The sequence below is a fragment of the Pseudocitrobacter faecalis genome, from assembly GCF_965231525.1.
Lineage (GTDB): Bacteria > Pseudomonadota > Gammaproteobacteria > Enterobacterales > Enterobacteriaceae > Pseudocitrobacter > Pseudocitrobacter faecalis.
The window spans coordinates 2,149,146-2,175,214 of the sequence record NZ_CBDDNJ010000002.1 but is presented as its reverse complement, the minus strand read 5'-3'; the positions used below and the strand labels follow the sequence as shown (position 1 = coordinate 2,175,214).

At 54.6% G+C, this 26,069-nt stretch carries 17 protein-coding genes and 1 pseudogene; 16 read left to right on the top strand and 2 right to left on the bottom strand.

Features of this window, described 5'->3' with window-relative positions:
- Window positions 1-153: 153 nt before the first annotated feature.
- Window positions 154-2,193 (bottom strand): phenylacetic acid degradation bifunctional protein PaaZ, encoded by a 2,040-nt coding sequence (gene paaZ / locus ACOXYR_RS11010; RefSeq protein WP_421355157.1) that lies wholly within the window; start codon window positions 2,191-2,193, stop codon window positions 154-156.
- Window positions 2,194-2,478: 285 nt separating this feature from the next.
- Between paaZ and paaA the strand changes: the two genes are divergently transcribed.
- The 15 genes and pseudogenes from paaA to ACOXYR_RS10935 all read left to right on the top strand — a co-directional run bounded on the left by paaA (window position 2,479) and on the right by ACOXYR_RS10935 (window position 21,268).
- Window positions 2,479-3,408, top strand: a complete 930-nt coding sequence (gene paaA / locus ACOXYR_RS11005) for a 1,2-phenylacetyl-CoA epoxidase subunit PaaA (RefSeq protein ID WP_421355156.1) — start codon at window positions 2,479-2,481, stop codon at window positions 3,406-3,408.
- A gap of 11 nt (window positions 3,409-3,419) precedes the next feature.
- On the top strand, window positions 3,420-3,707 hold the full coding sequence (gene paaB, locus ACOXYR_RS11000) for a 1,2-phenylacetyl-CoA epoxidase subunit PaaB (protein WP_015964556.1): 288 nt from the start codon (window positions 3,420-3,422) through the stop codon (window positions 3,705-3,707).
- A gap of 8 nt (window positions 3,708-3,715) precedes the next feature.
- On the top strand, window positions 3,716-4,471 hold the full coding sequence (paaC, locus tag ACOXYR_RS10995) for a 1,2-phenylacetyl-CoA epoxidase subunit PaaC (RefSeq protein WP_350436210.1): 756 nt from the start codon (window positions 3,716-3,718) through the stop codon (window positions 4,469-4,471).
- Window positions 4,472-4,484: 13 nt separating this feature from the next.
- Window positions 4,485-4,982 carry a 1,2-phenylacetyl-CoA epoxidase subunit PaaD gene (gene paaD, locus ACOXYR_RS10990; protein ID WP_421355155.1) on the top strand — a complete coding sequence of 166 codons (498 nt, stop codon included), beginning with the start codon at window positions 4,485-4,487 and terminating at the stop codon, window positions 4,980-4,982.
- A 7-nt stretch (window positions 4,983-4,989) separates the two neighbouring features.
- Window positions 4,990-6,060 carry a 1,2-phenylacetyl-CoA epoxidase subunit PaaE gene (gene paaE / locus ACOXYR_RS10985; RefSeq protein WP_421355154.1) on the top strand — a complete coding sequence of 357 codons (1,071 nt, stop codon included), beginning with the start codon at window positions 4,990-4,992 and terminating at the stop codon, window positions 6,058-6,060.
- Complete coding sequence (gene paaF, locus ACOXYR_RS10980; RefSeq protein ID WP_421355153.1) at window positions 6,057-6,824, top strand: 2,3-dehydroadipyl-CoA hydratase PaaF; 768 nt, start codon at window positions 6,057-6,059, stop codon at window positions 6,822-6,824. The genes paaE and paaF overlap by 4 nt, the downstream gene beginning before the upstream one ends.
- Before the next feature lie 2 nt (window positions 6,825-6,826).
- Window positions 6,827-7,615, top strand: coding sequence for a 2-(1,2-epoxy-1,2-dihydrophenyl)acetyl-CoA isomerase PaaG (gene paaG / locus ACOXYR_RS10975; RefSeq protein ID WP_108474146.1), 789 nt, complete (start codon window positions 6,827-6,829; stop codon window positions 7,613-7,615).
- Window positions 7,616-7,618: 3 nt separating this feature from the next.
- Window positions 7,619-9,034 (top strand): 3-hydroxyacyl-CoA dehydrogenase, encoded by a 1,416-nt coding sequence (locus ACOXYR_RS10970; protein WP_421355152.1) that lies wholly within the window; start codon window positions 7,619-7,621, stop codon window positions 9,032-9,034.
- Window positions 9,027-9,446, top strand: a complete 420-nt coding sequence (gene paaI / locus ACOXYR_RS10965) for a hydroxyphenylacetyl-CoA thioesterase PaaI (RefSeq protein WP_108474148.1) — start codon at window positions 9,027-9,029, stop codon at window positions 9,444-9,446. The genes ACOXYR_RS10970 and paaI overlap by 8 nt, the downstream gene beginning before the upstream one ends.
- Complete coding sequence (gene pcaF, locus ACOXYR_RS10960; protein WP_421355151.1) at window positions 9,446-10,651, top strand: 3-oxoadipyl-CoA thiolase; 1,206 nt, start codon at window positions 9,446-9,448, stop codon at window positions 10,649-10,651. Before paaI ends, pcaF begins: the two co-directional genes overlap by 1 nt.
- Before the next feature lie 28 nt (window positions 10,652-10,679).
- Window positions 10,680-11,993 (top strand): phenylacetate--CoA ligase PaaK, encoded by a 1,314-nt coding sequence (paaK, locus tag ACOXYR_RS10955; RefSeq protein WP_189623206.1) that lies wholly within the window; start codon window positions 10,680-10,682, stop codon window positions 11,991-11,993.
- A 354-nt stretch (window positions 11,994-12,347) separates the two neighbouring features.
- Window positions 12,348-13,306 (top strand): annotated as a pseudogene (gene paaX / locus ACOXYR_RS10950) (phenylacetic acid degradation operon negative regulatory protein PaaX).
- Window positions 13,279-13,875: a phenylacetic acid degradation protein PaaY gene (paaY, locus tag ACOXYR_RS10945; protein WP_113856819.1), complete on the top strand. Its 597-nt coding sequence runs from the start codon at window positions 13,279-13,281 to the stop codon at window positions 13,873-13,875. The pseudogene paaX and the gene paaY overlap by 28 nt, the downstream one beginning before the upstream one ends.
- 390 nt (window positions 13,876-14,265) lie before the next feature.
- Window positions 14,266-20,211, top strand: a complete 5,946-nt coding sequence (locus ACOXYR_RS10940) for a BigA/YdbA N-terminal beta-barrel domain-containing protein (RefSeq protein ID WP_421355150.1) — start codon at window positions 14,266-14,268, stop codon at window positions 20,209-20,211.
- A 184-nt stretch (window positions 20,212-20,395) separates the two neighbouring features.
- Window positions 20,396-21,268: an aldo/keto reductase family oxidoreductase gene (locus ACOXYR_RS10935; RefSeq protein ID WP_189623203.1), complete on the top strand. Its 873-nt coding sequence runs from the start codon at window positions 20,396-20,398 to the stop codon at window positions 21,266-21,268.
- A gap of 40 nt (window positions 21,269-21,308) precedes the next feature.
- Here ACOXYR_RS10935 and azoR read toward each other — a convergent pair whose 3' ends face one another.
- A complete protein-coding gene (gene azoR / locus ACOXYR_RS10930; protein WP_421355149.1) occupies window positions 21,309-21,914 on the bottom strand; it encodes an FMN-dependent NADH-azoreductase in 606 nt (201 codons plus the stop codon).
- Window positions 21,915-22,152: 238 nt separating this feature from the next.
- Between azoR and hrpA the strand changes: the two genes are divergently transcribed.
- Complete coding sequence (gene hrpA, locus ACOXYR_RS10925) at window positions 22,153-26,055, top strand: ATP-dependent RNA helicase HrpA (protein ID WP_113857303.1); 3,903 nt, start codon at window positions 22,153-22,155, stop codon at window positions 26,053-26,055.
- Window positions 26,056-26,069: the final 14 nt, after the last annotated feature.

The following is a 26,069-nucleotide window of genomic DNA, read 5'->3' as shown; positions in this document are numbered from 1 at the left end:
ATATAAAAAATGCCTCCGGAGAGGCATGGTTGTGGGGGCTCTCCCTCACCCCGGCCCTCTCCCGCAGGGAGAGGGTGAAAACCTGCTCATTGGGAAACATGAGTGCGGTCGATACCCTCTCCCTGTGGGAGAGGGTTAGGGTGAGGGGGCGCCTTAGAAATCCCCGCTCTGCCGCGCGACCAGCGTCAGGATCGAATAGAGCGCTACCGCCTGCTGGTGCTGGTTGTAAATCTCAACCGACCATTCCACCACACCGGTAGGTGTCTCTTCCGCCGTTTTCTGTCGCTTGATAGTTTTACGCTTACAGGTCAGACGCACCTGGATGGTGTCACCCGGTTTGACCGGTTCGATAAAGCGCAGATTTTCCATGCCATAGTTGGCGATAACCGGCCCGACGCCAGGGTCAACAAACAGGCCCGCAGCGGCGGAAATCAGGAAGTAACCGTGGGCTACGCGCTCGCCAAACAGCGATTCGGCGGCGGCGAGTTTGTCCATGTGGGCGTAGAAGTGGTCGCCGCTCAGACAGGCGAAATTCACCACGTCCGCTTCAGTGACCGTGCGACGATGGGTCAGCAGGCTGTCGCCTGGCTGGATCTCTTCGAAGTATTTGCGGAACGGATGCACCCGATCTTCCGTGACTGCCGCGCCGCGTACCCACTGTTTGCCAATGGCGGCGAGCATGGTCGGGCTACCCTGAATAGCGGTACGCTGCATGTAGTGTTTTACCGAGCGTAAGCCGCCCAGTTCTTCGCCACCGCCCGCGCGCCCCGGGCCACCGTGTACCAGTTGCGGCAGGGGGGAGCCGTGGCCGGTCGATTCTTTTGAGGACTCTTCGTTGAGTACCTGAATACGCCCGTGCGCGCGTGCCGCGCCGAGAATAAACTCGCGCGCTAATGCGCCGTCGGCGGTCACCAGCGTGCCTGCCAGGCTACCTTCACCCGCCCGTGCCAGCGCCAGCGCGTGGTCACGGTTCTGATACGGCATCAGCGTCGCAACCGGGCCAAAGGCCTCAACCGAATGGACTGCGCTGATTTCATCTGGCTGCGGGCAGAGCAACAAGGTCGGCGGGAAGAATGCGCCAGCGGCTTTGTCGTCCGCTTTACCACCCAGCAGAATCTGACATCCCGCGGCCACCAGCAAGTCCACTTTTTCCTGCACATCCTGACGCTGGTCAATATTCACCAGCGCGCCCATCTTCACGCCTTCCTGCGCCGGGTCGCCGACAACGATTTTCCCCAAACGCGCAATCAGGGCGTCACTGACGGCATTGATTTGATTCTGCGGCACGATGATACGGCGAATCGCGGTACATTTTTGCCCCGCTTTGGCCGTCATCTCGCGAACAATCTCGCGAATGAACAGAGCAAATTCTGGCTGCTCTGGTGTGACATCGTCGCCCAGCACGCAGCAGTTCAGAGAGTCGGCTTCCATGGTGAACGGAATCGACTTCGCCACGATGTTGGGATGCACGCGCAGCTGTTGCCCGGTGGCTGCGGAACCGGTGAAGGTGACCACGTCCTGGCTGTCGAGCTTTTCGAGCAGGTCGCCCGCGCCACCGCAGATGACGCTTAGCGCGCCGTCAGGCACCAGACCGCTGTCGACAATCGACTTCACCATCGCCTGGGTGAGCTGGGCGCTGGCGGTGGCCGGTTTGATGATCGCCGCCATCCCGGCAAGCCAGGTCGGGGCCAGTTTTTCCAGCATGCCCCAGCAGGGGAAGTTAAAGGCGTTGATATGAACGGCTACGCCTGATTTTGAGGTCAGCACATGGCGTGCGGCAAATCCGCCCGCTTTCGAAAGAGGTATCAGTTCATCTTCCGGCCACAGCGTGTCGTCCGGCAGTTCCCGGTTGCCGAGACCTGCGTAGGTAAAGAGGGTGCCGATCCCGCCTTCGATATCCACCCAACTGTCTGCGCGCGTCGCGCCGGTTTGCGCTGACAGCGCGTAGAAATGTTCTTTTTCCGCTAACAGGTGTTTGGCCACGGCCTTCAGCATGGCGGCACGTTCAATAAAGGTCATCGCCTGGAGCGCTTTGCTGCCTTGCTCAATGGCATAACGGCGGGCCTGCGCCATATCCAGCCCTTCGCTGGTGACTTCCCACAGTGCTTCGCCGCTGATGGCATGGTGAATCGTACGGGCGCGCCCCTGGCCGGTTTGCCATGCGCCGGATAAGAAGCTGGCTAACTGCTGCATCGCTAATCTCCAAATGTTACGTGATTTACTTATACATAGTTAAATTGCGAATCATAAATCGCAAGCTGATTTTTAATGTTTTTTTAACATTGTGATCGCTGCGTATTTTGTTCTCTAAGTTAACTTGATGTTTATAAAGGTTATTGTGAAATGCTTTGCGAGTGTTGTCACATAATGCACAAACAAAATTTGTGGTTTTATTTAACTAATGTGTAACTTTTAAAAAAGAAAGTGATTCAGATGTATTAGGTTAGTGAGTGAATTTAGAATCATAAAGGTGATGACGTGACAGAAGAACAACGCTTTAACCAGCGCATCGCGCAGGAAACGGCCATCGAACCGCAGGACTGGATGCCCGACGCCTACCGTAAAACGCTGATCCGCCAGATTGGTCAGCACGCCCACTCTGAAATTGTCGGCATGTTGCCGGAAGGCAACTGGATCACCCGTGCACCAACGCTGCGTCGCAAAGCCATTCTGCTGGCGAAGGTGCAGGATGAAGCGGGGCACGGCCTCTATCTCTATAGCGCAGCAGAAACCCTCGGCTGTGCGCGTGAAGACATCTACCAGAAGATGCTCGATGGACGCATGAAGTACTCCTCCATTTTTAACTATCCCACCCTGAGCTGGGCCGATATCGGCGTCATTGGCTGGCTGGTTGACGGTGCGGCGATTGTTAACCAGGTGGCGCTGTGCCGTACCTCTTACGGCCCGTATGCCCGTGCGATGGTGAAAATCTGTAAAGAAGAGAGCTTCCATCAGCGTCAGGGCTATGAAGCCTGCATGGCGCTGGCACAGGGGAGCGAATCTCAGCGCCAGATGTTGCAGGACGCGATCAACCGTTTCTGGTGGCCGGCGCTGATGATGTTCGGGCCGAACGACGATAACTCGCCGAACAGTGCCCAGAGCCTGGAGTGGCGCATCAAGCTGTTTACCAATGACGAACTGCGTCAGCGCTTTGTTGATAACACCGTGCCGCAGGTTGAAATGCTGGGGATGACTATTCCTGATCCTGACCTTCGTTTTGATGAAGCAACCGGCCTCTACCGGTTTGGTGAAATTGACTGGAATGAGTTTAACAACGTGATCCATGGCCGAGGCATCTGTAACCACGAACGCCTGGCCGCAAAACGCAAAGCCTGGGAAGAGGGCGCGTGGGTGCGGGAAGCCGCGCTGGCGCATGCGCAAAAACAACAAACCCGCAACGCGGCATAAGGAGAAGCACGATGAGCAATGTTTACTGGCCGTTATATGAAGTTTTTGTTCGCAGCAAACAGGGGTTATCCCACCGCCATGTAGGCAGCCTTCACGCCGCCGATGACGCAATGGCACTGGAAAACGCGCGCGATGCCTACACCCGTCGCAACGAAGGCTGTTCTATCTGGGTAGTGAAAGCGAGCGAAATCGTCGCCTCGCAGCCGGAAGAACGCGGTGAATTTTTCGACCCGTCGGAAAGCAAGGTCTATCGCCATCCGACGTTTTACACCATCCCTGATGGCATCGAGCACATGTGAGGTTGGTGATGACGACACAACATTCCGTCGCGATTTATGCCCAACGTTTGGGTGACAACGGCCTGGTGCTCTCGCAGCGTCTTGGCGCCTGGTGCGGCCATGCGCCGGAGCTGGAAATTGACCTGGCGCTGGCGAACATCGGCCTCGATTTACTCGGCCAGGCCCGCAACTTCCTGAGCTATGCCGCTGAGTGTTACGGCAGCGGCGATGAAGACACACTGGCTTACGGTCGCGAAGAACGCCAGTTCAGTAATCTGCTACTGGCGGAACAACCGAATGGCAACTTTGCCGACACCATCGCCCGTCAGTTTCTGATGGACGCCTGGCACGTTGCGCTTTACAGCCGCCTGGTGCAGAGCCGCGATGCGCAAATTGCTGCCATTGCTGCCAAGTCTCTTAAAGAAGTGCGTTATCACCTGCGATTCAGCCGCGGCTGGCTGGTGCGTATGGGCGACGGCACTGCGGATTCCGCGCAGAAAATGCAGCAGGCGCTGAACAACATCTGGCGCTTTACTGGCGAACTTTTTGAAGTGGATGCCGTTGAGCAGGAACTGATTGAGCAGGGCATCGCCGTGGATGTGCGCGAGCTGAAAGACGAGTGGCAGACCACCGTGCGCAGCGCGCTTGCGGATGCCTGCCTGCAACTGCCGGAAGAAGAGGCTTTCCGCACCGGGGGCAAGCAAGGTCTGCATACCGAACATCTGGGGCCGATGCTGGCGGAAATGCAATATCTGCAACGTATCTACCCCGCGCTTCAGTGGTAACCAGGAGGTCATAGTGCAACGAATTGCCGCGATAGCACCGTCGAAAGTGCATGAGATCTGGCGCCTGTTGAGCGAGATCTCCGACCCGGAAGTCCCGGTACTCACCATCACCGATTTAGGCATGGTGCGCAGCGTCGCACCGCAGGGTGACGGCTGGGAGATCGGTTTTACGCCGACCTACTCCGGCTGCCCGGCAACCGAACATTTGTTGGGCGCTATTCGCGACGTGATGACCGAACACGGCTTCACCCCGGTCAATATCGTGCTGCAACTTGACCCTGCCTGGACCACCGACTGGATGAACGCCGATGCCCGTGAACGCTTACGCCAGTATGGCATTAGCCCGCCGCAGGCCCATGCCTGCCATGCATCGGTTCCTGAGGATGTGGTCTGCCCGCGCTGCGGCAGCACGCACACCTCGCTCATTAGCGAATTTGGTTCGACTGCCTGCAAAGCACTCTACCGCTGTGATAGCTGCCGCGAACCCTTCGACTATTTCAAATGTATTTGAGGTTGCCATGACGACGTTTCATTCGCTTACGGTGGCAAAAGTGGAACCGGAAACCCGCGATGCGGTGACCATTACTTTTGCCGTACCCGACTCGTTACGGGAGGCTTACGCTTTCCGTCCTGGCCAGCACCTGACGCTGAAAACCCGCATTGGTGGTGAAGAGTTGCGTCGTTGCTACTCCATCTGCCGTACCGGTACGCCGGGGCAAATTAGCGTTGCGGTGAAAGCCATTGAAGGCGGGCGTTTCTCCCGCTTCGCCCAGAGCGATATCAAGCAAGGTATGGCGTTTGAGGTGATGGTGCCGCAGGGCCACTTCGGCTATCAACCGCAGGCTGAGCGCACCGCCCGCTATCTGGCGATTGCCGCCGGTTCTGGCATCACGCCAATGCTGGCGATTATCGAAGCCACGCTTACCACCGAAGCCAATAGCCAGTTCACGCTGATCTACGGTAACCGCAGCAGCCAGAGCATGATGTTCCGTCAGGCGCTGGCCGACCTGAAAGACAAATACCCGCAACGCCTGCAACTGATCAATCTGTTTAGCCAGGAAACCGTGGAGAGCGAACTGCTTTCTGGCCATATCAACAGTGAAAAACTGCACGCGCTGGCCCGCAATCTGGTGCAGTTCGACCAGCTTGATGAAGCGTTTATCTGTGGCCCGGCGGCGATGATGGATGACGCGGAAATCGCGCTGCGCACGTTAGGCATGCCGGAGAAAGCGATTCACCTGGAGCGCTTCAACACACCGGGTAGCACGATTAAACGCGTTTCGACTGTACAGGCTGAAGGCCGCAGCGTAACGATTCGTCATGATGGACGTGACCGGCAGATCTCTCTGAATGCAGAGGATGACAGCATTCTCGATGCCGCACTGCGTCAGGGCGCTGACTTGCCGTATGCCTGTAAAGGTGGCGTCTGCGCCACCTGTAAATGCAAAGTGTTACGCGGCGAAGTGGAGATGGCGACCAACTATAGCCTTGAGCCAGATGAAGTGGCGGCGGGATATGTCCTGAGTTGTCAGTCATTGCCGAAAGGTGATGGTGTGGTTGTTGATTTCGACGCGAAGGGGATGGCATGAGCGAACTGATCGTTGCACGCCACGAGCGCGTGCTGCTGCTGACGCTGAATCGCCCGCAGGCGCGTAACGCCCTGAACAATGCCTTGCTGGAGCAAATCGCCAGCGAACTGGAAAAGGCCGCGCGCGAACCGGAAATTTCTGCCTGCGTCATCTTCGGCAATGACCGTTTCTTCGCCGCTGGCGCAGATCTCAACGAGATGGCGGCTAACGATATGCCCGCCACGCTCAACGATATTCGTCCGCGTTTATGGGCGCGTATCGATGCGTTCAATAAACCGCTGATTGCCGCCGTCAATGGCTATGCGCTGGGCGCAGGCTGCGAACTCGTGCTGCTGTGCGACACGGTGGTGGCCGGTGATAACGCCCGTTTCGGCTTACCGGAAATCACGCTCGGCATTATGCCGGGCGCAGGCGGTACCCAGCGTTTAATTCGCTGCGTCGGCAAGGCGCTTGCCAGCCGAATGGTGCTGACGGGTGAAGCGATTGACGTTCATCAGGCGCAGCAGGCCGGGCTGGTGAGCGACGTCTACCCGGCAGGTTTAACCCTCGAATACGCTCTGAAACTGGCAAAAACCATCGCCCGTCACTCACCACTGGCGCTACAGGCGGCAAAACAGGCGCTGCGGCAGTCGCAGGAAGTTGGGCTGCATGCGGGTCTGCAACAGGAGCGCCAGCTGTTTACGTTGCTGAGCGCAACCGAAGATCGTCAGGAAGGCATCAACGCTTTTCTGCAAAAACGCCAACCAGAATTTAAAGGACGTTAATCGTGGATGCTTTTATTTTGAGTCATGTTGAGCAGGGCGTAATGACCATTACGCTTAATCGCCCGGAACGTCTCAACAGTTTTAACGATGTGATGCATCAGCAACTTGCTGAGTGCCTGAAGCAGGCGGAACGTGACGAGACCATCCGTTGTTTGCTGATCACCGGCGCGGGGCGCGGTTTTTGCGCGGGGCAGGATCTGAACGATCGTAATGTCGATCCTAACGGCCCGGCACCGGATCTGGGCATGTCCGTAGAACGTTTTTATAACCCACTGGTGCGCCGCCTGGCAAAACTGCCGAAACCGGTGATTGCGGCCGTAAACGGTGTGGCAGCAGGTGCGGGTGCAACGCTGGCACTGGGCTGCGACATGGTGATTGCCGCGCGTTCGGCCAATTTCGTAATGGCGTTCAGCAAGCTGGGGCTGGTTCCCGATTGTGGTGGAACCTGGTTACTGCCGCGCACAGCCGGGCGCGCGCGTGCAATGGGGCTGGCGTTGCTGGGTGACAAAATGAGCGCCGAGCAGGCGCAACAGTGGGGCATGATCTGGCAGGTGGTGGATGACGCCGAACTGGCGGATACCAGCCTGACACTGGCGCGCCATTTAGCCACACAGCCTACCTACGGTTTAGGGCTTATCAAGCAGGCGTTGCTGGCATCTGAAACCCATACCCTGGATCAACAGCTGGATATGGAGCGTGATTTCCAGCGTATGGCCGGACGCAGCGATGACTATCGCGAAGGCGTCAGTGCATTTCTGGCGAAACGTCCACCACAGTTCAGCGGGAAATAAGCCATGAGCCATGAAATCAAAACGGTTGCTGTGATTGGCAGCGGCACGATGGGGGCGGGTATCGCGGAAGTGGCGGCGGCGGCGGGGCACGACGTGCTGCTGTTTGATATCAATCAGGACGCGCTCACACGCGCCATTGATGGCATTCGCCAGCGACTGGACTCCCGCGTCTCGCGCGGCAAACTGAGCGCCGAAGCGAGCGAAAAAACGCTGAAAAAAATCTTTGCGGTGGCCGATATCGCTTCGCTGGCACCGGCTAACCTGGTGATTGAAGCGGCCTCAGAACGGCTGGATGTGAAAAAAGCGCTTTTCAGCCAGTTGGCGGAAATTTGCCCGCCGCAGACGCTGCTCACCAGTAATACCTCATCCATTTCAATTACGGCCATTGCGGCAGATGTTCCTTATCCGGAACGCGTGGCGGGGCTGCACTTCTTTAACCCGGCGCCGGTGATGAAGCTGGTGGAAGTGGTGAGCGGTCTGGCGACGTCGACAGAGGTGACAGAAACGTTATGCAACTGTGTCGCTGCGTGGGGTAAAACGCCGGTGCGCTGCCGTTCAACGCCGGGCTTTATCGTTAACCGCATTGCGCGTCCGTTCTACGCCGAAGCCTGGCGTGCCCTGGAAGAACAGGTTGCATCACCAGAAGTGATTGATGCGGCGCTGCGTGAAGGCGGAGGATTCCCAATGGGGCCGCTGGCGCTGACGGACATGATTGGTCATGACGTTAACTTTGCGGTCACCAGTTCAGTATTTAATGCCTTCTGGCAGGACCGCCGTTTCTTACCGTCGCTGCTGCAACAGGAACTGGTGTTGGGCGGGCGATTGGGTAAGAAGAGCGGGCAAGGTGTGTATCGCTGGCCGGTTGAAGCCGTCTCTGACCCTTATCTGGCAGCGGTTTCAGCCGTTCCTGGCGAGATCTCAGAAAACGGTGACAGTGTCACAATTGACGATCTTCTGCTGATTGAAACCCAGGGCGAAACTGCGCTGGCACTGGCAGCCCGACATCAGCGCCCGGTGGTGGTCTTTGACCGAATCGAGAAGGACGTCGTGGTGCTGGCCGCCGCGCAGACTAACGCTCAGGTTGATACTGATAAAGCCGTGTACTACTTCCAGAAGCAGGGCAAAAAAGTGCTGCAAGTTACCGATTACCCTGGGCTTCTGGTATGGCGCACGGTCGCGATGCTGGCGAACGAAGCGCTGGATGCGGTGCAGAAACACGTTGCCAGTGAACCGGATATCGATACGGCGATGCGTCTTGGTGTTAATTACCCGAAAGGGCCGTTGCAGTGGGGCGCGGAACTTGGCTGGGCACGCGTGCTGCGCGTGCTGGAAAACCTGCAAGCCCATTACGGCGAAGAGCGCTACCGTCCATCTTCCTTACTGCGCCAGCGTGCGCTGCTGGAGAATCACCATGAGTAACGCATGGCAAAATGCCCACGCGATGTATGCGCGCGACACCTGCGCACAGGCATTGGGCATCGACATCATCGAAATGGATGAAGGGTTTGCAGTGCTCACCATGACTGTTGTGCCGAGCATGCTGAACGGCCACCAGACCTGCCACGGCGGGCAACTGTTTTCACTGGCGGATACCGCTTTTGCCTACGCCTGTAACAGTCAGGGGCTGGCGGCAGTGGCTTCAGCCTGCTCGATTGATTTCCTGCGCCCAGGATTTGCAGGCGACAAACTGACCGCCACTGCACGGGTAAAACATCAGGGGAAACAGACTGGCGTTTATGACATCGAAATTGTGAACCAACAACAAAAAACGGTAGCCCTGTTTCGCGGTAAATCCCACCGCATCGGCGGCACGGTAACAGGAGAAGCCTGATGCGTGATGCATTTATTTGTGACGGAATTCGTACCCCGATTGGCCGCTATGCAGGTGCGCTCTCAGGCGTGCGGGCTGACGATCTGGCGGCGGTTCCGCTGCGCGAACTGCTGGTGCGTAACCCAAAGCTTGATCCCACGCGTATTGATGACGTGATCCTCGGCTGCGCAAATCAGGCCGGGGAAGATAACCGTGATGTGGCGCGTATGGCGCTGCTGCTGGCGGGCTATCCGCAGGATGTTTCCGGCACCACCATCAACCGTTTATGCGGTTCTGGCCTCGATGCGATTGGCTTTGCCGCCCGCGCGATTAAAGCCGGTGACGCCGACCTGCTGGTGGCGGGTGGCGTCGAGTCGATGTCGCGCGCACCGTTTGTGATGGGCAAGGCCACCGCGCCTTTCCAGCGTCAGGCCGAACTGTTTGATACCACCATCGGCTGGCGTTTTGTGAACCCGCTCATGCAGCAATACTTTGGTACTGACAGCATGCCGGAAACGGCAGAGAATGTAGCTGAATTGTTAAATATTAGTCGCGACGATCAGGATGCTTTCGCTTATCGCAGCCAACAGCGTGCCGCGAAAGCCCAGCGCGACGGCGTGTTTGCCGAAGAAATTGTCGCTGTGCGCGTGCCGGGAAAAAAGGGCACGTTTACCGATGTGCTGGATGACGAACATTTGCGCCCGGAAACGACGCTGGAACAGCTAAGCAAACTAAAAGCGCCGTTCCGTGCGAATGGCGTCATCACCGCAGGTAACGCCTCTGGTGTCAACGATGGTGCGGCGGCTTTGATCGTTGCAAGCGAACAGCAGGCTATCGCGCAGGGCCTGACTCCACGTGCGCGTATCGTCGCGATGGCGACGGCGGGCGTTGAGCCGCGTCTGATGGGGCTGGGCCCGGTACCTGCGGTACGTAAAGTGCTGGAGCGTGCGGGTTTAAGTATCACTGATATGGATGTTATCGAGCTGAATGAAGCCTTCGCCGCGCAGGCGCTGGGCGTGCTCAGACAGTTAGGGCTGCCCGACGAGGCGCCGCATATTAACCCAAACGGAGGCGCCATCGCCTTAGGCCATCCGTTGGGCATGAGTGGCGCGAGACTGGCGCTTACCGCCAGCCTTGAGCTGCAGCGCCGTCAGGGCCGTTACGCCCTGTGTACGATGTGTGTTGGTGTGGGTCAGGGCATCGCCATGATCCTGGAGCGTGTGTGAGCTAATTTTTACCTGCGAGTACCCTATAATGACAACAAATACAAAGCTGGACCCAATCGAAAAAGCATCGCTGGACGAGCTGCAGGCACTGCAAACGCAACGCCTGAAGTGGACTCTCAATCACGCCTACGAAAATGTGCCGATGTATCGCCGCAAATTCGATGAAGCGGGCGTTCACCCGGATGACTTCAAAGAATTGAAGGACATCGAAAAATTCCCGTGCACCACCAAGCAGGATCTGCGCGATAACTATCCGTTCGGCATGTTTGCCGTACCGATGGAGCAGGTGGTGCGCGTGCATGCTTCTTCCGGTACCACCGGTAAACCAACCGTGGTCGGCTATACCCAGAATGATATCAATAACTGGGCGGATATTGTCGCGCGCTCTCTGCGTGCGGCGGGCGGCACACCGAAAGATAAAATCCACGTCGCCTACGGCTATGGCCTGTTTACGGGCGGGCTGGGGGCGCACTACGGTGCAGAACGTTTGGGGGCGACGGTTATCCCAATGTCCGGCGGCCAGACTGAAAAACAGGCGCAGCTTATCCGCGATTTTCAGCCGGATATGATTATGGTGACGCCTTCCTACTGCCTGAATCTGATTGAAGAACTGGAACGTCAAATGGGCGGCGATGCAACTCAGTGCTCACTTCGCGTTGGCGTATTTGGTGCTGAGCCGTGGACGATGGCGATGCGTAAAGAGATTGAGAGCCGTCTGGGGATTACCGCGCTGGATATCTATGGCCTGTCTGAAGTGATGGGGCCGGGGGTGGCAATGGAGTGTATTGAAACCGCCGATGGCCCAACCATCTGGGAAGATCATTTCTATCCAGAAATCGTTAACCCGAATGATGGCACAGTGCTAAATGATGGAGAACATGGCGAATTACTGTTCACGACGCTGACCAAAGAAGCGCTGCCGGTAATTCGTTATCGTACCCGCGATCTGACACGCCTGCTGCCAGGCACCGCACGCACCATGCGTCGTATGGATCGCATCAGCGGGCGCAGCGACGATATGCTGATTATTCGCGGCGTGAACGTCTTCCCGTCACAGCTGGAAGAAGAGATTGTGAAGTTTGAACATCTTTCACCACATTATCAGCTGGAAGTGAATCGTCGTGGGCATCTGGATTCCTTGTCGATTCAGGTTGAGCTGAAAGAGAGCAGTTTGTACTTGAGCCATGAACAGCGCTGTCAGGTGTGCCACCAGTTACGCCACCGCATTAAATCGATGGTCGGGATCTCTACCGATGTGACGATCGTTAACTGTGGTGCGATCCCGCGTTCGGAAGGCAAAGCGTGTCGGGTGTTTGATTTGCGTAAGATTGCCAGCGTGTAACTTTCACCCTCACCCTAACCCTCTCCCTGAGGGAGAGGGGACTGTCTGGTGCGGTTTTCTCCCTCTCCCTGAGGGAAAGGGGCCTGTCTGGTGCGGTCTTCTCCCTCTCCCTGAGGGAGAGGGGGCTGTCTGGTGCGGTCTTCTCCCTCTCCCTGAGGGAGAGGGGGCTGTCTGGTGCGGTCTTCTCCCTCTCCCTGAGGGAGAGGGGGCTGTCTGGTGCGGTCTTCGCCCTCTCCCTGAGGGAGAGGGGCTGTCTGGTGCGGTCTTCTCCCTCTCCCTTTGGGAGAGGGCCGGGGTGAGGGGAAACCTATGCTATGATTCATAAATCAAAACAATAACAACAGGATGAATCAGATGAGTAAAATTGATACCTTCATTCAGCAGGCTGTGTCATCGGTGCCCATTAGCGGCACGTCATTGATCGCCTCGCTGTACGGTGATTCTCTGTTGCATCGCGGTGGTACCGTCTGGCTGGGCAGCCTGGCGGCGATGCTTGAAGGTCTGGGATTTGGGGAACGATTTGTCCGTACCGCGCTGTTTCGTCTCAATAAAGAGGGCTGGCTGGATGTGGAACGTATCGGCCGCCGCAGCTTTTATCGCCTGAGCGATAAAGGTCAGCGCTTGACTCGCCGCGCGGAAAATAAAATCTACCGTGCGGAAACGCCCGCCTGGGATGGCACCTGGCTGCTATTACTGTCCGAAGGTCTTGATCGCGCAACGCTCTCAGACGTCAAAAAACAGCTTATCTGGCAAGGATTTGGCACGCTTGCCCCGAGCCTGATGGCGTCACCCTCGCAGAAAATGGCTGATGTGCAGTCGTTGCTGCATGAAGCGGGTGTCGCGGAAAACGTTATCTGTTTTGAAGCCCACTCGCCACTGGCTCTGTCGCGCGCAGCGTTGAGCGCACGCGTGGAAGAGTGCTGGCAACTGACCGAGCAGAATGCCATGTACGACACGTTTATCCAGTTGTTCCGCCCATTGCTGCCGTTGCTGCGAGAGGAGGATGAACTTACGCCGGAACGTGGATTCCAGATTCAACTGCTTTTGATTCACTTTTATCGACGCGTGGTGCTGAAAGACCCGCTGTTGCCGGAGGAGTTGCTTCCGGCACACTGGCTCGGTGGTTCCGCGCGTCAGCTCTGTATCAACATTTATCAACGTGTGGCTCCCGCCGCGCTGGCTTTTGTCAGCGAAAAAGGCGAAACCCCGGTCGGCGAGCTGCCTGCGCCGGGCTCGCTATTTTATCAACGATTTGGCGGGTTGCCGGTGAGTGAAGGGAGGTCTTATGCCAGTGTATCAGATTGATGGCTTAACCCCGGTAGTGCCGGACGAGAGCTATGTTCATCCGACCGCGGTATTAATTGGTGACGTCATCCTGGGTAAAGGTGTGTACGTTGGGCCAAACGCCAGTCTGCGCGGTGACTTTGGCCGTATCGTGGTAAAAGATGGCGCGAATATTCAGGATAACTGTGTGATGCACGGTTTCCCGGAGCAGGATACGGTGGTGGAAGAAGATGGCCATATCGGACATAGCGCCATACTGCATGGCTGCATTGTGCGCCGTAACGCGCTGGTTGGTATGAATGCGGTGGTGATGGATGGTGCGGTGATCGGCGAAAACAGTATTGTCGGTGCGGCGGCCTTTGTGAAAGCAAAAGCGGAGATGCCTGCGAATCATCTAATTATTGGCAGCCCGGCTAAAGCTATCCGCGAACTCAGCGAGCAGGAGATGGCGTGGAAGAAACAGGGGACGCGTGAATATCAGGTACTGGTAGAACGCTGTAAAAAAACGATGCATCAGGTTGAACCCCTACGCGCGGTGGAAGAGGGGCGAAAGCGACTGATATTTGATGAAAGTTTACGACCCAAGTCGGCGCAATGAATAAAAAAGGCAGATAATTGATATCTGCCTTTTTTATTCTGGTAAGGGTGCTATTTAAGGACGTGGGATTCAAATAACATTCACCGTTCTAATAACTTTGAACGGTGAATGTTAATGATAATTCCCTTTAACAGAGGGTGAAACTTATTGAATGAGCGAAGCTTGCACGATTTAATGCGAAATATCTTACGCTATTAAATGGTTTGATTCACGTGTATTATATATTTAGTTTTTCTTAAAAAAGCATTAAGTTGATAATTTCTATTATTATAAATAAAATTTTACAAGTTTGGCTTTCGTCAGGGTCGCGTTTGGTTTTAGAAACTTAAATGCAGCCACCTCTTTTGTTTTTATTGGTCTTTATTTTTTTCAACAAGGAAGGGAATTCTTATGCAAAAGAAGACATTACTGTCTGCCTGTATCGCTTTAGCTTTAAGCGGGCAGGGGTGGGCCGCTGATATTATTGATGCGGACAATGCCTCGGCGGAACGTAAAAACGCAAAAGTCGTTTGCCCGGGTGATACGCAAAAACTTAATCAACTCGAACGCAAAAATCTGCCTGCTGAGTGCCCTGGCGAATCACAAAATAATCTCTATCCCTGGCTCGCCGTGGGCGGTACTGCGCTTTTGACTACATTCGCCGCCATAGAACTAACAGATAACGACGGGCATCACTCCCACACAACCCAACCACCTGCGCCGCCGATCAACCCTGACGATAATGTTATTCCCCCCGATGATGGTGGAGACGATGATGTTACGCCGCCGGACGATGGCGGAGACGATGACGTGACGCCGCCGGACGATGGCGGCGACGATGACGTGACACCGCCGGACGATGGCGGCGACGATGACGTGACGCCACCTGACGATGGTGGAGACGATGATGTCACACCGCCGGATGACAAACCCGACCCGATTAAATACAACAACAACGTCACTTGGGATCAAGCTGAAAAAACGGTGCAAATCCGCAACGCAACTTTTACCTATACCGAGAATGCGGATGGAAGCTTTACCCTGACGTCAAAAGACGGTCACTCGACTATCGTCAAACAGTGGCAGGTCGATGAGGCCAGCAACACGGTTGTTTTTGGAGGTAACAATACATCGGGTGATATCACGTGGCGCTACGACGATGAGGGTAAAATTCATATCACCAAAGAAGCCGGCGTAGTGGTTGATGGCACCACGGGAGATGAGATTAAGGTCAGCGATGCCACTATTACTGATCATGGTGGCAACACGGCATTGAACGGCGGTACGGTCATGACCGTCGAAGGCGATAACGTTGTCCTCAATAACGACGGGAAAACCACCGCCATAGGAGAAGGTTCTGTCGTCGGTATCCTGACGGGCGACGATATTACTATTAATAACAATGGTGAAACGGAAGTTGACGGTGGCACTGCGGTTATTGTTAACGGAAATAGCGCAACGATTACAACCGAGGGCGACGGGACATTTATCAACGGTGGTACAGGGAGTCTGATTAACGGTGATGATGCTGTTATCGATAATAAAGGCAACATGACCGTCGATGGCGAAAACTCGGTGGCGACCAAAATTATCGGCGATGACGCACTTATCAAGCAGGAAGGCGATCTTTACGTTAGCGGCGGCGCTCACGGCATCGACGTTGCGGGTAACAGCACTATTGTAAGCAATAAAGGGAATATCACCGTAGTGGATGATAAATCCATCGGCGTATTACTGGATGGCAATGACGCCACCTTTATGAATATTGGTGATATCACGGTTGGCGAGGCGGGTCATGAGGGAAACCCGTTTGGTGTGCTGATCGACGGCAACCACGCGACCTTCGTCAACGTGGGTGATATCACTACCCACAATAGCGGTACCGGTGTAAAAGTTGCTGGCGATCAGGGCAGTATTTCGCTTTCGGGCAAGATGTCCGTCAATGATGCTACCACCGGGCTGGATGTGAGCGGTAGCGGTAATAATATCTCGCTGACGACCTATGAATTGAGTATTAATGGTGCAAACGCGACGGGGGTCAATATCTCCGGTAACAGCAATGCGCTTGAAATGTCGGGAGATATGACCATTCAGGGGGAAAGAGCGGTAGGCACTCGGGTAACCGGCGATGATGCGAGTGTGCTTCAGAAAGGCGACCTGTTTGTTAGTGGCGCTGCGCATGGCATTGATGTGAATGGTGATCGTGCAAAAATAGGTAATACGGGCAAAATCACCGTCATTGATAAGGATTCCATTGGTATCTTAATTATTGGTAACGACACGCAGTTCTCTAATGTTGGCGAAATTGATATCGCAAAAAGTGGGACGGGTGTATCTGTCGTGGGCGATCGCGCGCAGATTGATTTACTGGGTGATCTCAATGTTTCCCGCGAAAAGGATGAAAGCGGGCAGTTCCAGGGCGCAACTGGCATCAATATAACGGGCAACGACGGTGCTGTTACATTGGATGGTAATATTAATTTGACGTCCAATACAGGTGATGAATTGACTAATACGTCATCATCTATACTTGGGGCCAATATTAGTGGCGATAACAATACCGTTGATATTAATGGCAGTATAAATGTTTCCCTTGAGGGAAGTTCTAACTTCTCGCGAAATGGGGGGATGGCTGTTGGCGCTTTTTCTGAAATTGATGGGCTCATCATCTCCGGTGCCGGAAATACTATTAACCTGCAAGGAGGGATTAATGTTTCAGGAGTAAGCGGTGAAGAGACTGTTACGGGCATTGATGTTTCTGGCTCGAATAACGTTAATGTCAGCGGCCATTCCACGGTAGATGCCAGTACGCTGCGCGGTCAGGTTTCGCTTGTTTCTGCATACGATGGCGCAACGGTAACGCTAAACACTGATTCGGTGATAGATGTTTCTGGGGTGCTATTAAATACCAACTATTATTACACCAGCGCTATTCTTCTTGCTAAAGATGCGGGAACACAAATAAACAATTATGGTGCTATTAATGCGACGACATCGCAGGAGCTGATAAAGGCGCAGAATGGTGCTGCCGTCACTAATTTTGGTACTATTACGGCCCTGCCTGGTGAAGATGAGGACAGTGATTCGAAGGTTGGTCTGGTTCGTGCCAGCGGTAAAGGGTCAAGTGTGACTAACGCGGCTGGCGGTACGATTACCCTGGTATCCGCCACTACGCCAATGAGCAGTGATGGTGAGGGTGATTATGCCATCCCATGGCATAACCGAGTGTACTTTGCCTTAATGGCGGATAACTATGGGGTGGCGTCAAACGAAGCGGGAGCGACCGTTAATCTTCAAGGGGCCGGGACTTATGGTGTTGCAGTGACAAAAGGTACTGCCAGCAATGCAGGAGAAATCAACGTTGATGGTTTCATCCCAACGCTTGATGAGAACGGTACGATTATCGATAAAACCTTCTGGCAAGCAGATCAGATCTTTTTAATGGCTGGCGGTATGTTAGTGGGTTCAACAAATAGCCCGCGACAAACCTGGGGGGATGGCACGGGTCTGAATACCGGCACCATCAATGTCAACAACGAAGGTTTCGGTATGTTGGCTGCGAAGGGAGGAACGGTGACAAACCAGGGCACCATTAATCTGACCTCAGATGAAGGTATTACCGAAAAACATAACAACCAGCTGTTCGGTATGGGTGCGATTGAGGGCGGTGTCGCAATTAATGATACGACCGGCGTGATCAATATTGATACTGCACTCGGTCAGGCATTTTACAATGATGGCACAGGCACTGTTATAAACTATGGTACTATCTGTACATTTAAAGTTTGTCAAAATCCCAGTGAATATAACCCCTCAGATAATTTCGTTACGCTGATTTATACTGGCGGGGATGTTATTACTGCAGAAGGGGAAACGTTAACTCTCGATAAAAAAGCGCAGATTATTGATTCTGCGCCGGGGGTGGTGACGAACGCTGGTAAAGTTAGCGGTCAATCCATCACTATTGATGGCGGTGAACTGGATAATAAGGCTGCGGGGGAAATTAGCAGCGCGATTACGCTGACGGATGGCATACTCGATAATAAGGGGGTGATTACCTCTAAAATCACTCAAAATGGCGGTGTCGTTAATAACAGCGGTACGGTTGGTGGGCATTTTGTCGTGAACGGGGGCACTTTTAATAACCAATCAGGTGCAACGGTACAGCGGGCAGCCCAGATCAATAATGGCGCTGTGGTAAATAATAATGGTACCTGGATGCTTGGATATCAGGGGGAAAGCGGTGGATCGGGTAACCTCGATATTAACGGTAGCAGTGTATTTAATAATACCGGTGAGCTGATCCTCGATAATAGCCGAAATGGTATTAACGTTCGAGGTGCCTCCACTGTTTATAATACCGGGCATATTGCGATGACTAACGCCGGGTATAACGGCGGCTTCAGCATCAGAGACGGCTCCACGACACATATCATTAACGGCGGGAAGATAGATGCCTCGACTAAACCTTTGGCAGTGAGTTACAACGATGCCGGGAGTGCTGACGCGATCTTCTGGAACCAGGAAGAGGGTGTAATTAATTTTAATAGCGCCAATAACAGCGCCCTCAAATTTACGCACAAAAACTATGTCGTCATAAATGACGGAAAAATGAACATCAGTGGTAATAACGCCGTGGCAATGGAAGGTGGGCAGAATGCACAACTGATTAACGATGGCACTATTAACCTGGGAACCGAAGGCACCACGGAAACCGGAATGATCGCTATGCAGTTGGATGCCAGCGCCACCGCGGATGCAGTGATTGAAAACAACGGCACCATCAATATTTATGCCAATAATTCCTTTGCATTCAATGTACTCGGTACGGAAGGGCATGTGGTTAACAACGGCACGGTGGTGATCGCTGACGGTGTGACCGGTTCCGGTCTTATCAAGCAGGGCGACACGGTTAACGTCGAAGGTGTGAACGGCAACAATGGCAATTCTACCGAAGTGCATTATGGGGATTATGCACGTCCGGATGTTCCCGTGACGACCAGTGGGCAGATGATGGAAACCGGATCTTCTTCAGACGGTAGCATGAACAACCTCAACGGCTACGTGGTGGGAACCAACGCTGACGGCAGCGCCGGTAAGCTTCAGGTTAACAACGCCAGCATGAGCGGCGTAGAGATTAACACCGGCTTCACCGCTGGTACGTCAGAGACCACCGTCACCTTCGATAACGTAGTGCAGGGCAGCAACCTGACGGATGCCGACGCCATCGCCTCCACCTCCGTGGTGTGGAACGCACAGGGCAGCACCGATGCCAGCGGCAACGTCGATGTGAAGATGACGAAAAATGCTTACACCGACGTGGTGACGGATGGCAGTGTAAATGACGTGGCAAAGGCGCTGGACGCGGGCTACACCAACAACGATCTGTACACCAGTCTCAACGTTGGCACGACTGCTGAACTGAACAGCGCCCTGAAGCAAATCAGTGGCAGCCAGGCCACCACCGTGTTCCGCGAAGCGCGCGTGTTAAGCAACCGCTTCAGCATGCTGGCCGATGCGGCACCGAAGATGGGCAACGGTCTGGCTTTCAACGTCGTGGCGAAAGGTGATCCGCGTGCGGAGCTGGGCAATAACACCGAGTACGACATGCTGGCACTGCGTAAAACGCTCGATCTGAGTGAAAGCCAGAGTCTGAGCATGGAATATGGTATTGCACGTCTGGACGGCGATGGTGCTCAGAAAGCCGGCGACAATGGCGTGACAGGCGGCTATAGCCAGTTCTTCGGCCTGAAACATCAGATGTCCTTTGACAATGGTATGAGCTGGAATAACGCGCTGCGCTACGATATTCACCAGCTCGACAGCAGCCGAACCGTGGCTTACGGTGACATCAGCAAAACAGCCGATACCAACGTGAAGCAGCAGTACCTTGAATTCCGCAGCGAAGGGGCGAAAACCTTTGAACCTCGTGAAGGGCTGAAAATCACGCCATATGCTGGCATGAAACTGCGCCACACGCTGGAAGGCGGTTATCAGGAACGCAACGCCGGTGATTTTAACCTGAATATGAACAGTGGCAGCGAAACGGCGGTGGACAGCATCGTCGGGCTGAAACTGGACTACACAGGTAAAGACGGCTGGAGCGCGAACGCCACGCTGGAAGGCGGGCCGAACCTGAGCTATGCCAGGAGTCAGCGTACGGCAAGTCTTGCCGGGGCAGGTAGCCAGCACTTTAACGTCGATGATGGTCAGAAGGGCGGCGGCATTAACAGCCTGGCGAGCGTTGGCGTGAAGTACAGCAGCAAAGAAAGTTCGCTGAACCTGGATGCCTACCACTGGAAAGAGGACGGTATCAGCGATAAAGGTGTGATGCTGAACGTCAAGAAAACGTTCTAATGGTTGTTGTGCCGGATGTGGCGCGAGCGCCACATCCGGCCTACAGGCACATCACCCATAGGCCGGATAAGCGAAGCGCATCCGGCATGTTTTTTTACACATTCGCATTTATTACACATTTCCTCCCCGCACGTTCATTTCTATACTGTGGGCTCTTAATCTGCCTTATACAGGACAGGGTGTTATGAGCAACAACAGTGAAACGTTTACTCTTGGTACAAAATCGGTAAAACGACTGGGTTATGGCGCAATGCAACTGGCAGGGCCCGGCGTTTTCGGGCCACCAAAAGATCGCCATGTTGCCATTACGGTATTACGTGAAGCGCTGGCGTTGGGTGTAAACCATATCGACACCAGTGACTTTTACGGGCCGCACGTGACAAACCAGATTATCCGTGAAGCCTTGCACCCGTATCCGGATGACCTGACCATTGTCACCAAAATTGGTGCCCGTCGCGGAAAGGATGCGTCATGGCTTCCGGCATTTTCACCGGAAGAACTCAAACAGGCGGTACACGATAATCTGCGCAATCTTGGCCTTGATGTGCTGGATGTGGTTAACCTGCGCGTGATGCTCGGCGACGGTCATGGCCCGGCAGAGGGGTCTATAGAAGCCAACTTTACCGTGCTGGCTGAACTACAGCAGCAGGGGCTGGTGAAGCATATCGGCCTGAGCAACGTCACGCCGACGCAGGTTGCTGAAGCGCGTAAAATTGCGGAAATCGTCTGCGTACAGAACGAATACAACATTGCACACCGCGCCGATGACGCGTTAATCGATGCGCTGGCACAGGAGGGTATCGCTTACGTGCCGTTCTTCCCGCTCGGTGGTTTTACGCCGTTACAATCCTCAACGCTCTCTGACGTGGCAGCAAGTCTGAGCGCGACGCCAATGCAGGTGGCGCTGGCGTGGTTGTTACAGCGTTCGCCAAATATCCTGTTGATTCCAGGTACTTCTTCGGTAGGGCATTTACGGGAAAATATGGCGGCAGGGGATTTAGTGCTCTCTGAAGACGTACTGGCAACGCTGGACAGCATTGCGAAAAATGCGGGTTAAATAAAAAAGCCTCCCGTTTTCGCGGGAGGCCTCTGAATGCTTACGCTGCAACCACTTCGTCAATGGCCGCTTTTGCGTCTGCCTGCGCTTTGGCCGCCATTTCCGGGCCATATGCGATGCCTTCCGCAAAGACGAATTTCACGTCGGTCAGGCCGATAAAGCCCAGGAAGGTAGACAGATACGGGGTAACCTGGTCAGTCGGGGTATCTTTATGGATGCCGCCACGGCTGGTGATCACCACTGTTTTCTTACCGGTAACCAGGCCTTCAGGGCCTTTTTCGGTGTAACGGAAGGTCACGCCAGCACGGGCTACCAGGTCAAAATAGTTTTTCAACTGAGTCGAGATGTTGAAGTTGTACATCGGCGCCGCAATAACGATAACGTCGTGGGCTTTCAGTTCAGCAATCAGCTCGTCAGACAGGGCCAGTGCTTCCTGTTTGCGCGGCGTCAGCGGGGAGTCGCTTGGACGCAGTGCGCCAACCAGTTCACCATCCAGTACCGGGACTGGGTTAGCCGCCAGGTCACGAACGGTGATTTCGTCCGCGCTGTGTTTTTCACGCCACTGCTCAACAAAATAGTCGGACAGCTGATTAGACTGAGAATAGCCTGCCAGGATGCTGGATTTCAGAACCAATACTTTGCTCATGGGTGTTTCCTTTATACTTTGAGTGACGGGCCTTGCCCGGTTGCTTGCAGACACTTTATTCACAATCCTGCCACAGGGATAGCGCAATATATCGAATTCTCTGTTCGATTTTTTTGAATAACTGAGTTTCCTCTTTATGTCGCACACCGGGAAAACCGTTCGATGTCAGGCCAGGTGTGGTATCCTGAAGGGAACGTATGACGAGAACATTTCCGGCACACTGATGCCCGATAACGCTATGACAGAACAACAAAAACTTACCTTCGCGACGCTGAATCAGCGACTCGATACATTGACGCTGCGCGATAAACAGCGCTTTGCCCGTCGCCTGCACGGTGTGAAGAAGGTTAAAAATCCTGATGCACAACAGGCCATTTACCAGGAAATGGCGAAAGAGATTGAACAGGCAGCAGGTAAAGTCCTGCTGCGCGAAGCCGCACGCCCTGATATTACCTACCCGGATAACCTGCCGGTTAGCCAGAAAAAACAGGCTATTCTTGAGGCGGTGCGTGACAACCAGGTGGTGATTGTCGCCGGGGAAACGGGTTCCGGGAAAACCACCCAGTTGCCAAAGATTTGTATGGAACTGGGGCGCGGAATCAAAGGGCTGATTGGCCATACCCAGCCGCGTCGTCTGGCGGCGCGTACCGTGGCGAATCGTATCGCGGAAGAGCTGAAAACGGAGCCGGGCGGCTGTATCGGCTATAAAGTTCGTTTTAGCGATCATGTCAGCGACAACACCATGGTGAAGCTGATGACCGACGGTATCCTGCTGGCGGAAATCCAGCAGGATCGACTGTTGATGCAGTACGACACCATCATCATCGATGAAGCACACGAACGCAGCCTGAACATCGATTTTTTGCTCGGGTACTTAAAAGAGCTGCTGCCGCGCCGTCCCGATCTGAAAATTATCATCACGTCGGCGACCATCGATCCTGAACGCTTCTCGCGCCACTTTAATAACGCGCCAATCATCGAAGTTTCGGGGCGCACGTATCCGGTGGAAGTGCGCTATCGCCCGATTGTCGAAGAGGCGGATGACACCGAACGTGACCAGTTGCAGGCCATTTTTGACGCCGTGGATGAGCTGGGGCGTGAAAGTGCGGGTGATATTCTGATCTTTATGAGCGGCGAGCGTGAAATTCGCGATACCGCCGATGCGCTCAGCAAGCGAGATCTGCGCCATACGGAGATCCTGCCGCTGTACGCTCGACTCTCCAACAGTGAACAGAATCGCGTCTTCCAGCCGCATAGTGGGCGTCGTATTGTGCTGGCGACCAACGTTGCTGAAACCTCGCTGACCGTGCCGGGCATAAAATACGTGATTGACCCGGGCACCGCGCGTATCAGCCGCTACAGCTTCCGCACCAAAGTGCAGCGTCTGCCGATTGAACCCGTGTCCCAGGCATCCGCAAACCAGCGTAAAGGACGCTGCGGGCGCGTCTCGGAAGGGATCTGTATTCGACTCTATTCGGAAGATGATTTCCTGTCGCGCCCGGAATTTACCGACCCGGAAATTTTGCGCACCAACCTGGCATCGGTTATTTTGCAGATGACCGCGCTGGGGTTGGGGGATATTGCCGCCTTCCCGTTTGTTGAAGCGCCGGATAAACGCAATATTCAGGATGGCGTGCGTCTTCTCGAAGAGCTGGGTGCCATCACCACGGACGAACAGCACACCGCCTATAAACTGACGCCGTTGGGCCGTCAGCTCTCGCAACTGCCGGTTGACCCGCGTCTGGCCCGCATGGTGCTGGAAGCGCAGAAACATGGCTGTGTGCGCGAAGCGATGATCATCACCTCTGCGCTCTCTATTCAGGATCCGCGTGAACGCCCGATGGATAAACAGCAGGCGTCCGATGAGAAACATCGTCGCTTCCACGACAAAGAGTCTGACTTCCTGGCATTCGTGAATCTGTGGAACTATCTCGGCGAACAGCAAAAAGCGCTGTCATCGAATGCCTTCCGCCGCCAGTGCCGCACGGATTTCCTCAACTATTTGCGCGTGCGCGAATGGCAGGACATCTACACTCAGTTGCGCCAGGTGGTGAAAGAGCTGGGTATTCCTGTCAACAGCGAACCGGCTGAATATCGCGAAATCCATATTGCACTGCTCACCGGCCTGCTTTCTCATATCGGGATGAAAGACGCCGATAAACAGGAATTTACCGGCGCACGTAATGCGCGCTTTTCGATATTCCCCGGTTCCGGTTTATTCAAAAAACCGCCGAAATGGACCATGGTTGCCGAGCTGGTAGAAACCAGTCGCCTGTGGGGCCGTATCGCTGCGCGCATCGACCCGGAATGGGTGGAGCCCGTTGCCCAGCACCTGATTAAACGTTCTTATAGTGAACCCCACTGGGAGCGGGCGCAGGGTGCGGTGATGGCGACTGAAAAAGTGACCGTTTACGGGCTGCCAATTGTCGCGGCGCGTAAGGTGAACTACAGCCAGATTGACCCGGCGTTGTGTCGCGAACTCTTTATTCGCCACGCGCTGGTAGAAGGTGACTGGCAGACGCGTCATGCGTTCTTCCGCGATAACCTGAAACTGCGCAACGAAATTGAAGAACTTGAGCACAAATCGCGTCGTCGTGACATTCTGGTTGATGACGAAACGCTGTTTGAGTTCTACGACCAGCGCATCAGCCACGACGTGATCTCCGCCCGACATTTCGATAACTGGTGGAAAAAAGCCAGCCGCGAAACCCCTGACCTGCTCAATTTTGAAAAGAGTATGCTCATCAAAGAGGGCGCGGAGAAGGTCAGCAAGCTGGACTATCCGAACTTCTGGCATCAGGGCAATCTCAAACTGCGCCTGAGCTACCAGTTTGAACCGGGCGCGGATGCGGACGGTGTGACCGTACACATTCCTCTGCCGCTGCTTAACCAGGTAGAGGAGAGTGGGTTCGAGTGGCAGATACCCGGACTGCGACGTGAACTGATTATTGCGTTGATTAAATCGCTGCCGAAACCGGTGCGTCGTAACTTTGTGCCAGCGCCAAACTACGCGGAAGCGTTTTTAGGCCGCGCCACACCGCTGGAACTGCCGCTGCTTGACAGCCTGGAACGTGAACTGCGGCGCATGACCGGAGTGACCGTCGACCGCGACGCCTGGCAGTGGGATCAGGTACCCGATCACCTGAAAATCACTTTCCGGGTGGTGGATGACAAAAACAAGAAACTTCAGGAAGGTCGTTCTCTTCAGGCGCTGAAAGATACACTTAAAGGGAAAGTTCAGGAAACGCTTTCCGCCGTTGCCGACGATGGTATTGAGCAAAGCGGGCTCCATATCTGGAGCTTTGGTAATTTGCCGGATCACTACGAGCAGAAACGCGGTAATTATAAAGTGAAGGCCTGGCCGGCGTTGGTGGATGAGCGTGAAAGCGTGGCAATTAAGCTGTTTGATAACCCGCAGGAACAGCAGCAGGCAATGTGGCGTGGTTTGCGCCGCTTGCTGTTGCTGAACATTCCGTCGCCGATTAAATATCTGCACGAGAAATTGCCGAATAAAGCCAAACTGGGGCTCTACTTTAACCCGTATGGCAAAGTGCTGGATCTCATTGATGATTGCATCTCCTGCGGCGTCGATAAACTGATCGATGAAGCAGGTGGCCCGGTATGGACTGAAGAGGGCTTCACAAAGCTGCATGACAAAGTGCGTGCAGAACTGAACGAAACCGTCGTCGACATTGCCAAACAGGTCGAGCAGATCCTCACCGCGGTGTTCAATATCAACAAACGCCTGAAAGGGCGTGTGGATATGACCATGGCGCTGGGGCTGTCGGATATCAAAGCACAGATGGGCGGCCTGGTTTATCGCGGGTTTGTTACCGGCAACGGTTTCAAACGACTCGGTGACACGCTGCGCTATTTGCAGGCGATTGAGAAACGACTGGAAAAACTGGCTATCGATCCACACCGTGACCGTGCTCAGATGCTGAAAGTGGAAAGCGTGCAGCAGGCATGGCAGCAGTGGCTGAATAAACTGCCGCCTGCGCGCCGGGATGATGAGGATGTTCAGGAAATCCGCTGGATGATTGAAGAGCTGCGCGTCAGCTTCTTTGCTCAACAGTTGGGTACGCCGTATCCAATTTCCGATAAACGTGTGCTGCAGGCGATGGAGCAGATTAGCGCGTAGGTGTGATAACCGTG

Coding starts and splice junctions, on each gene's coding strand:
- paaZ (WP_421355157.1), bottom strand. CDS start 2,193: ATGCAGCAGTTAGCCAGCTTCTTATCCGGCGCATGGCAAACCGGCCAG.
- paaB (WP_015964556.1), top strand. CDS start 3,420: ATGAGCAATGTTTACTGGCCGTTATATGAAGTTTTTGTTCGCAGCAAA.
- paaC (WP_350436210.1), top strand. CDS start 3,716: ATGACGACACAACATTCCGTCGCGATTTATGCCCAACGTTTGGGTGAC.
- paaE (WP_421355154.1), top strand. CDS start 4,990: ATGACGACGTTTCATTCGCTTACGGTGGCAAAAGTGGAACCGGAAACC.
- paaF (WP_421355153.1), top strand. CDS start 6,057: ATGAGCGAACTGATCGTTGCACGCCACGAGCGCGTGCTGCTGCTGACG.
- ACOXYR_RS10970 (WP_421355152.1), top strand. CDS start 7,619: ATGAGCCATGAAATCAAAACGGTTGCTGTGATTGGCAGCGGCACGATG.
- paaI (WP_108474148.1), top strand. CDS start 9,027: ATGAGTAACGCATGGCAAAATGCCCACGCGATGTATGCGCGCGACACC.
- pcaF (WP_421355151.1), top strand. CDS start 9,446: ATGCGTGATGCATTTATTTGTGACGGAATTCGTACCCCGATTGGCCGC.
- paaK (WP_189623206.1), top strand. CDS start 10,680: ATGACAACAAATACAAAGCTGGACCCAATCGAAAAAGCATCGCTGGAC.
- paaY (WP_113856819.1), top strand. CDS start 13,279: ATGCCAGTGTATCAGATTGATGGCTTAACCCCGGTAGTGCCGGACGAG.
- ACOXYR_RS10940 (WP_421355150.1), top strand. CDS start 14,266: ATGCAAAAGAAGACATTACTGTCTGCCTGTATCGCTTTAGCTTTAAGC.
- ACOXYR_RS10935 (WP_189623203.1), top strand. CDS start 20,396: ATGAGCAACAACAGTGAAACGTTTACTCTTGGTACAAAATCGGTAAAA.
- azoR (WP_421355149.1), bottom strand. CDS start 21,914: ATGAGCAAAGTATTGGTTCTGAAATCCAGCATCCTGGCAGGCTATTCT.
- hrpA (WP_113857303.1), top strand. CDS start 22,153: ATGACAGAACAACAAAAACTTACCTTCGCGACGCTGAATCAGCGACTC.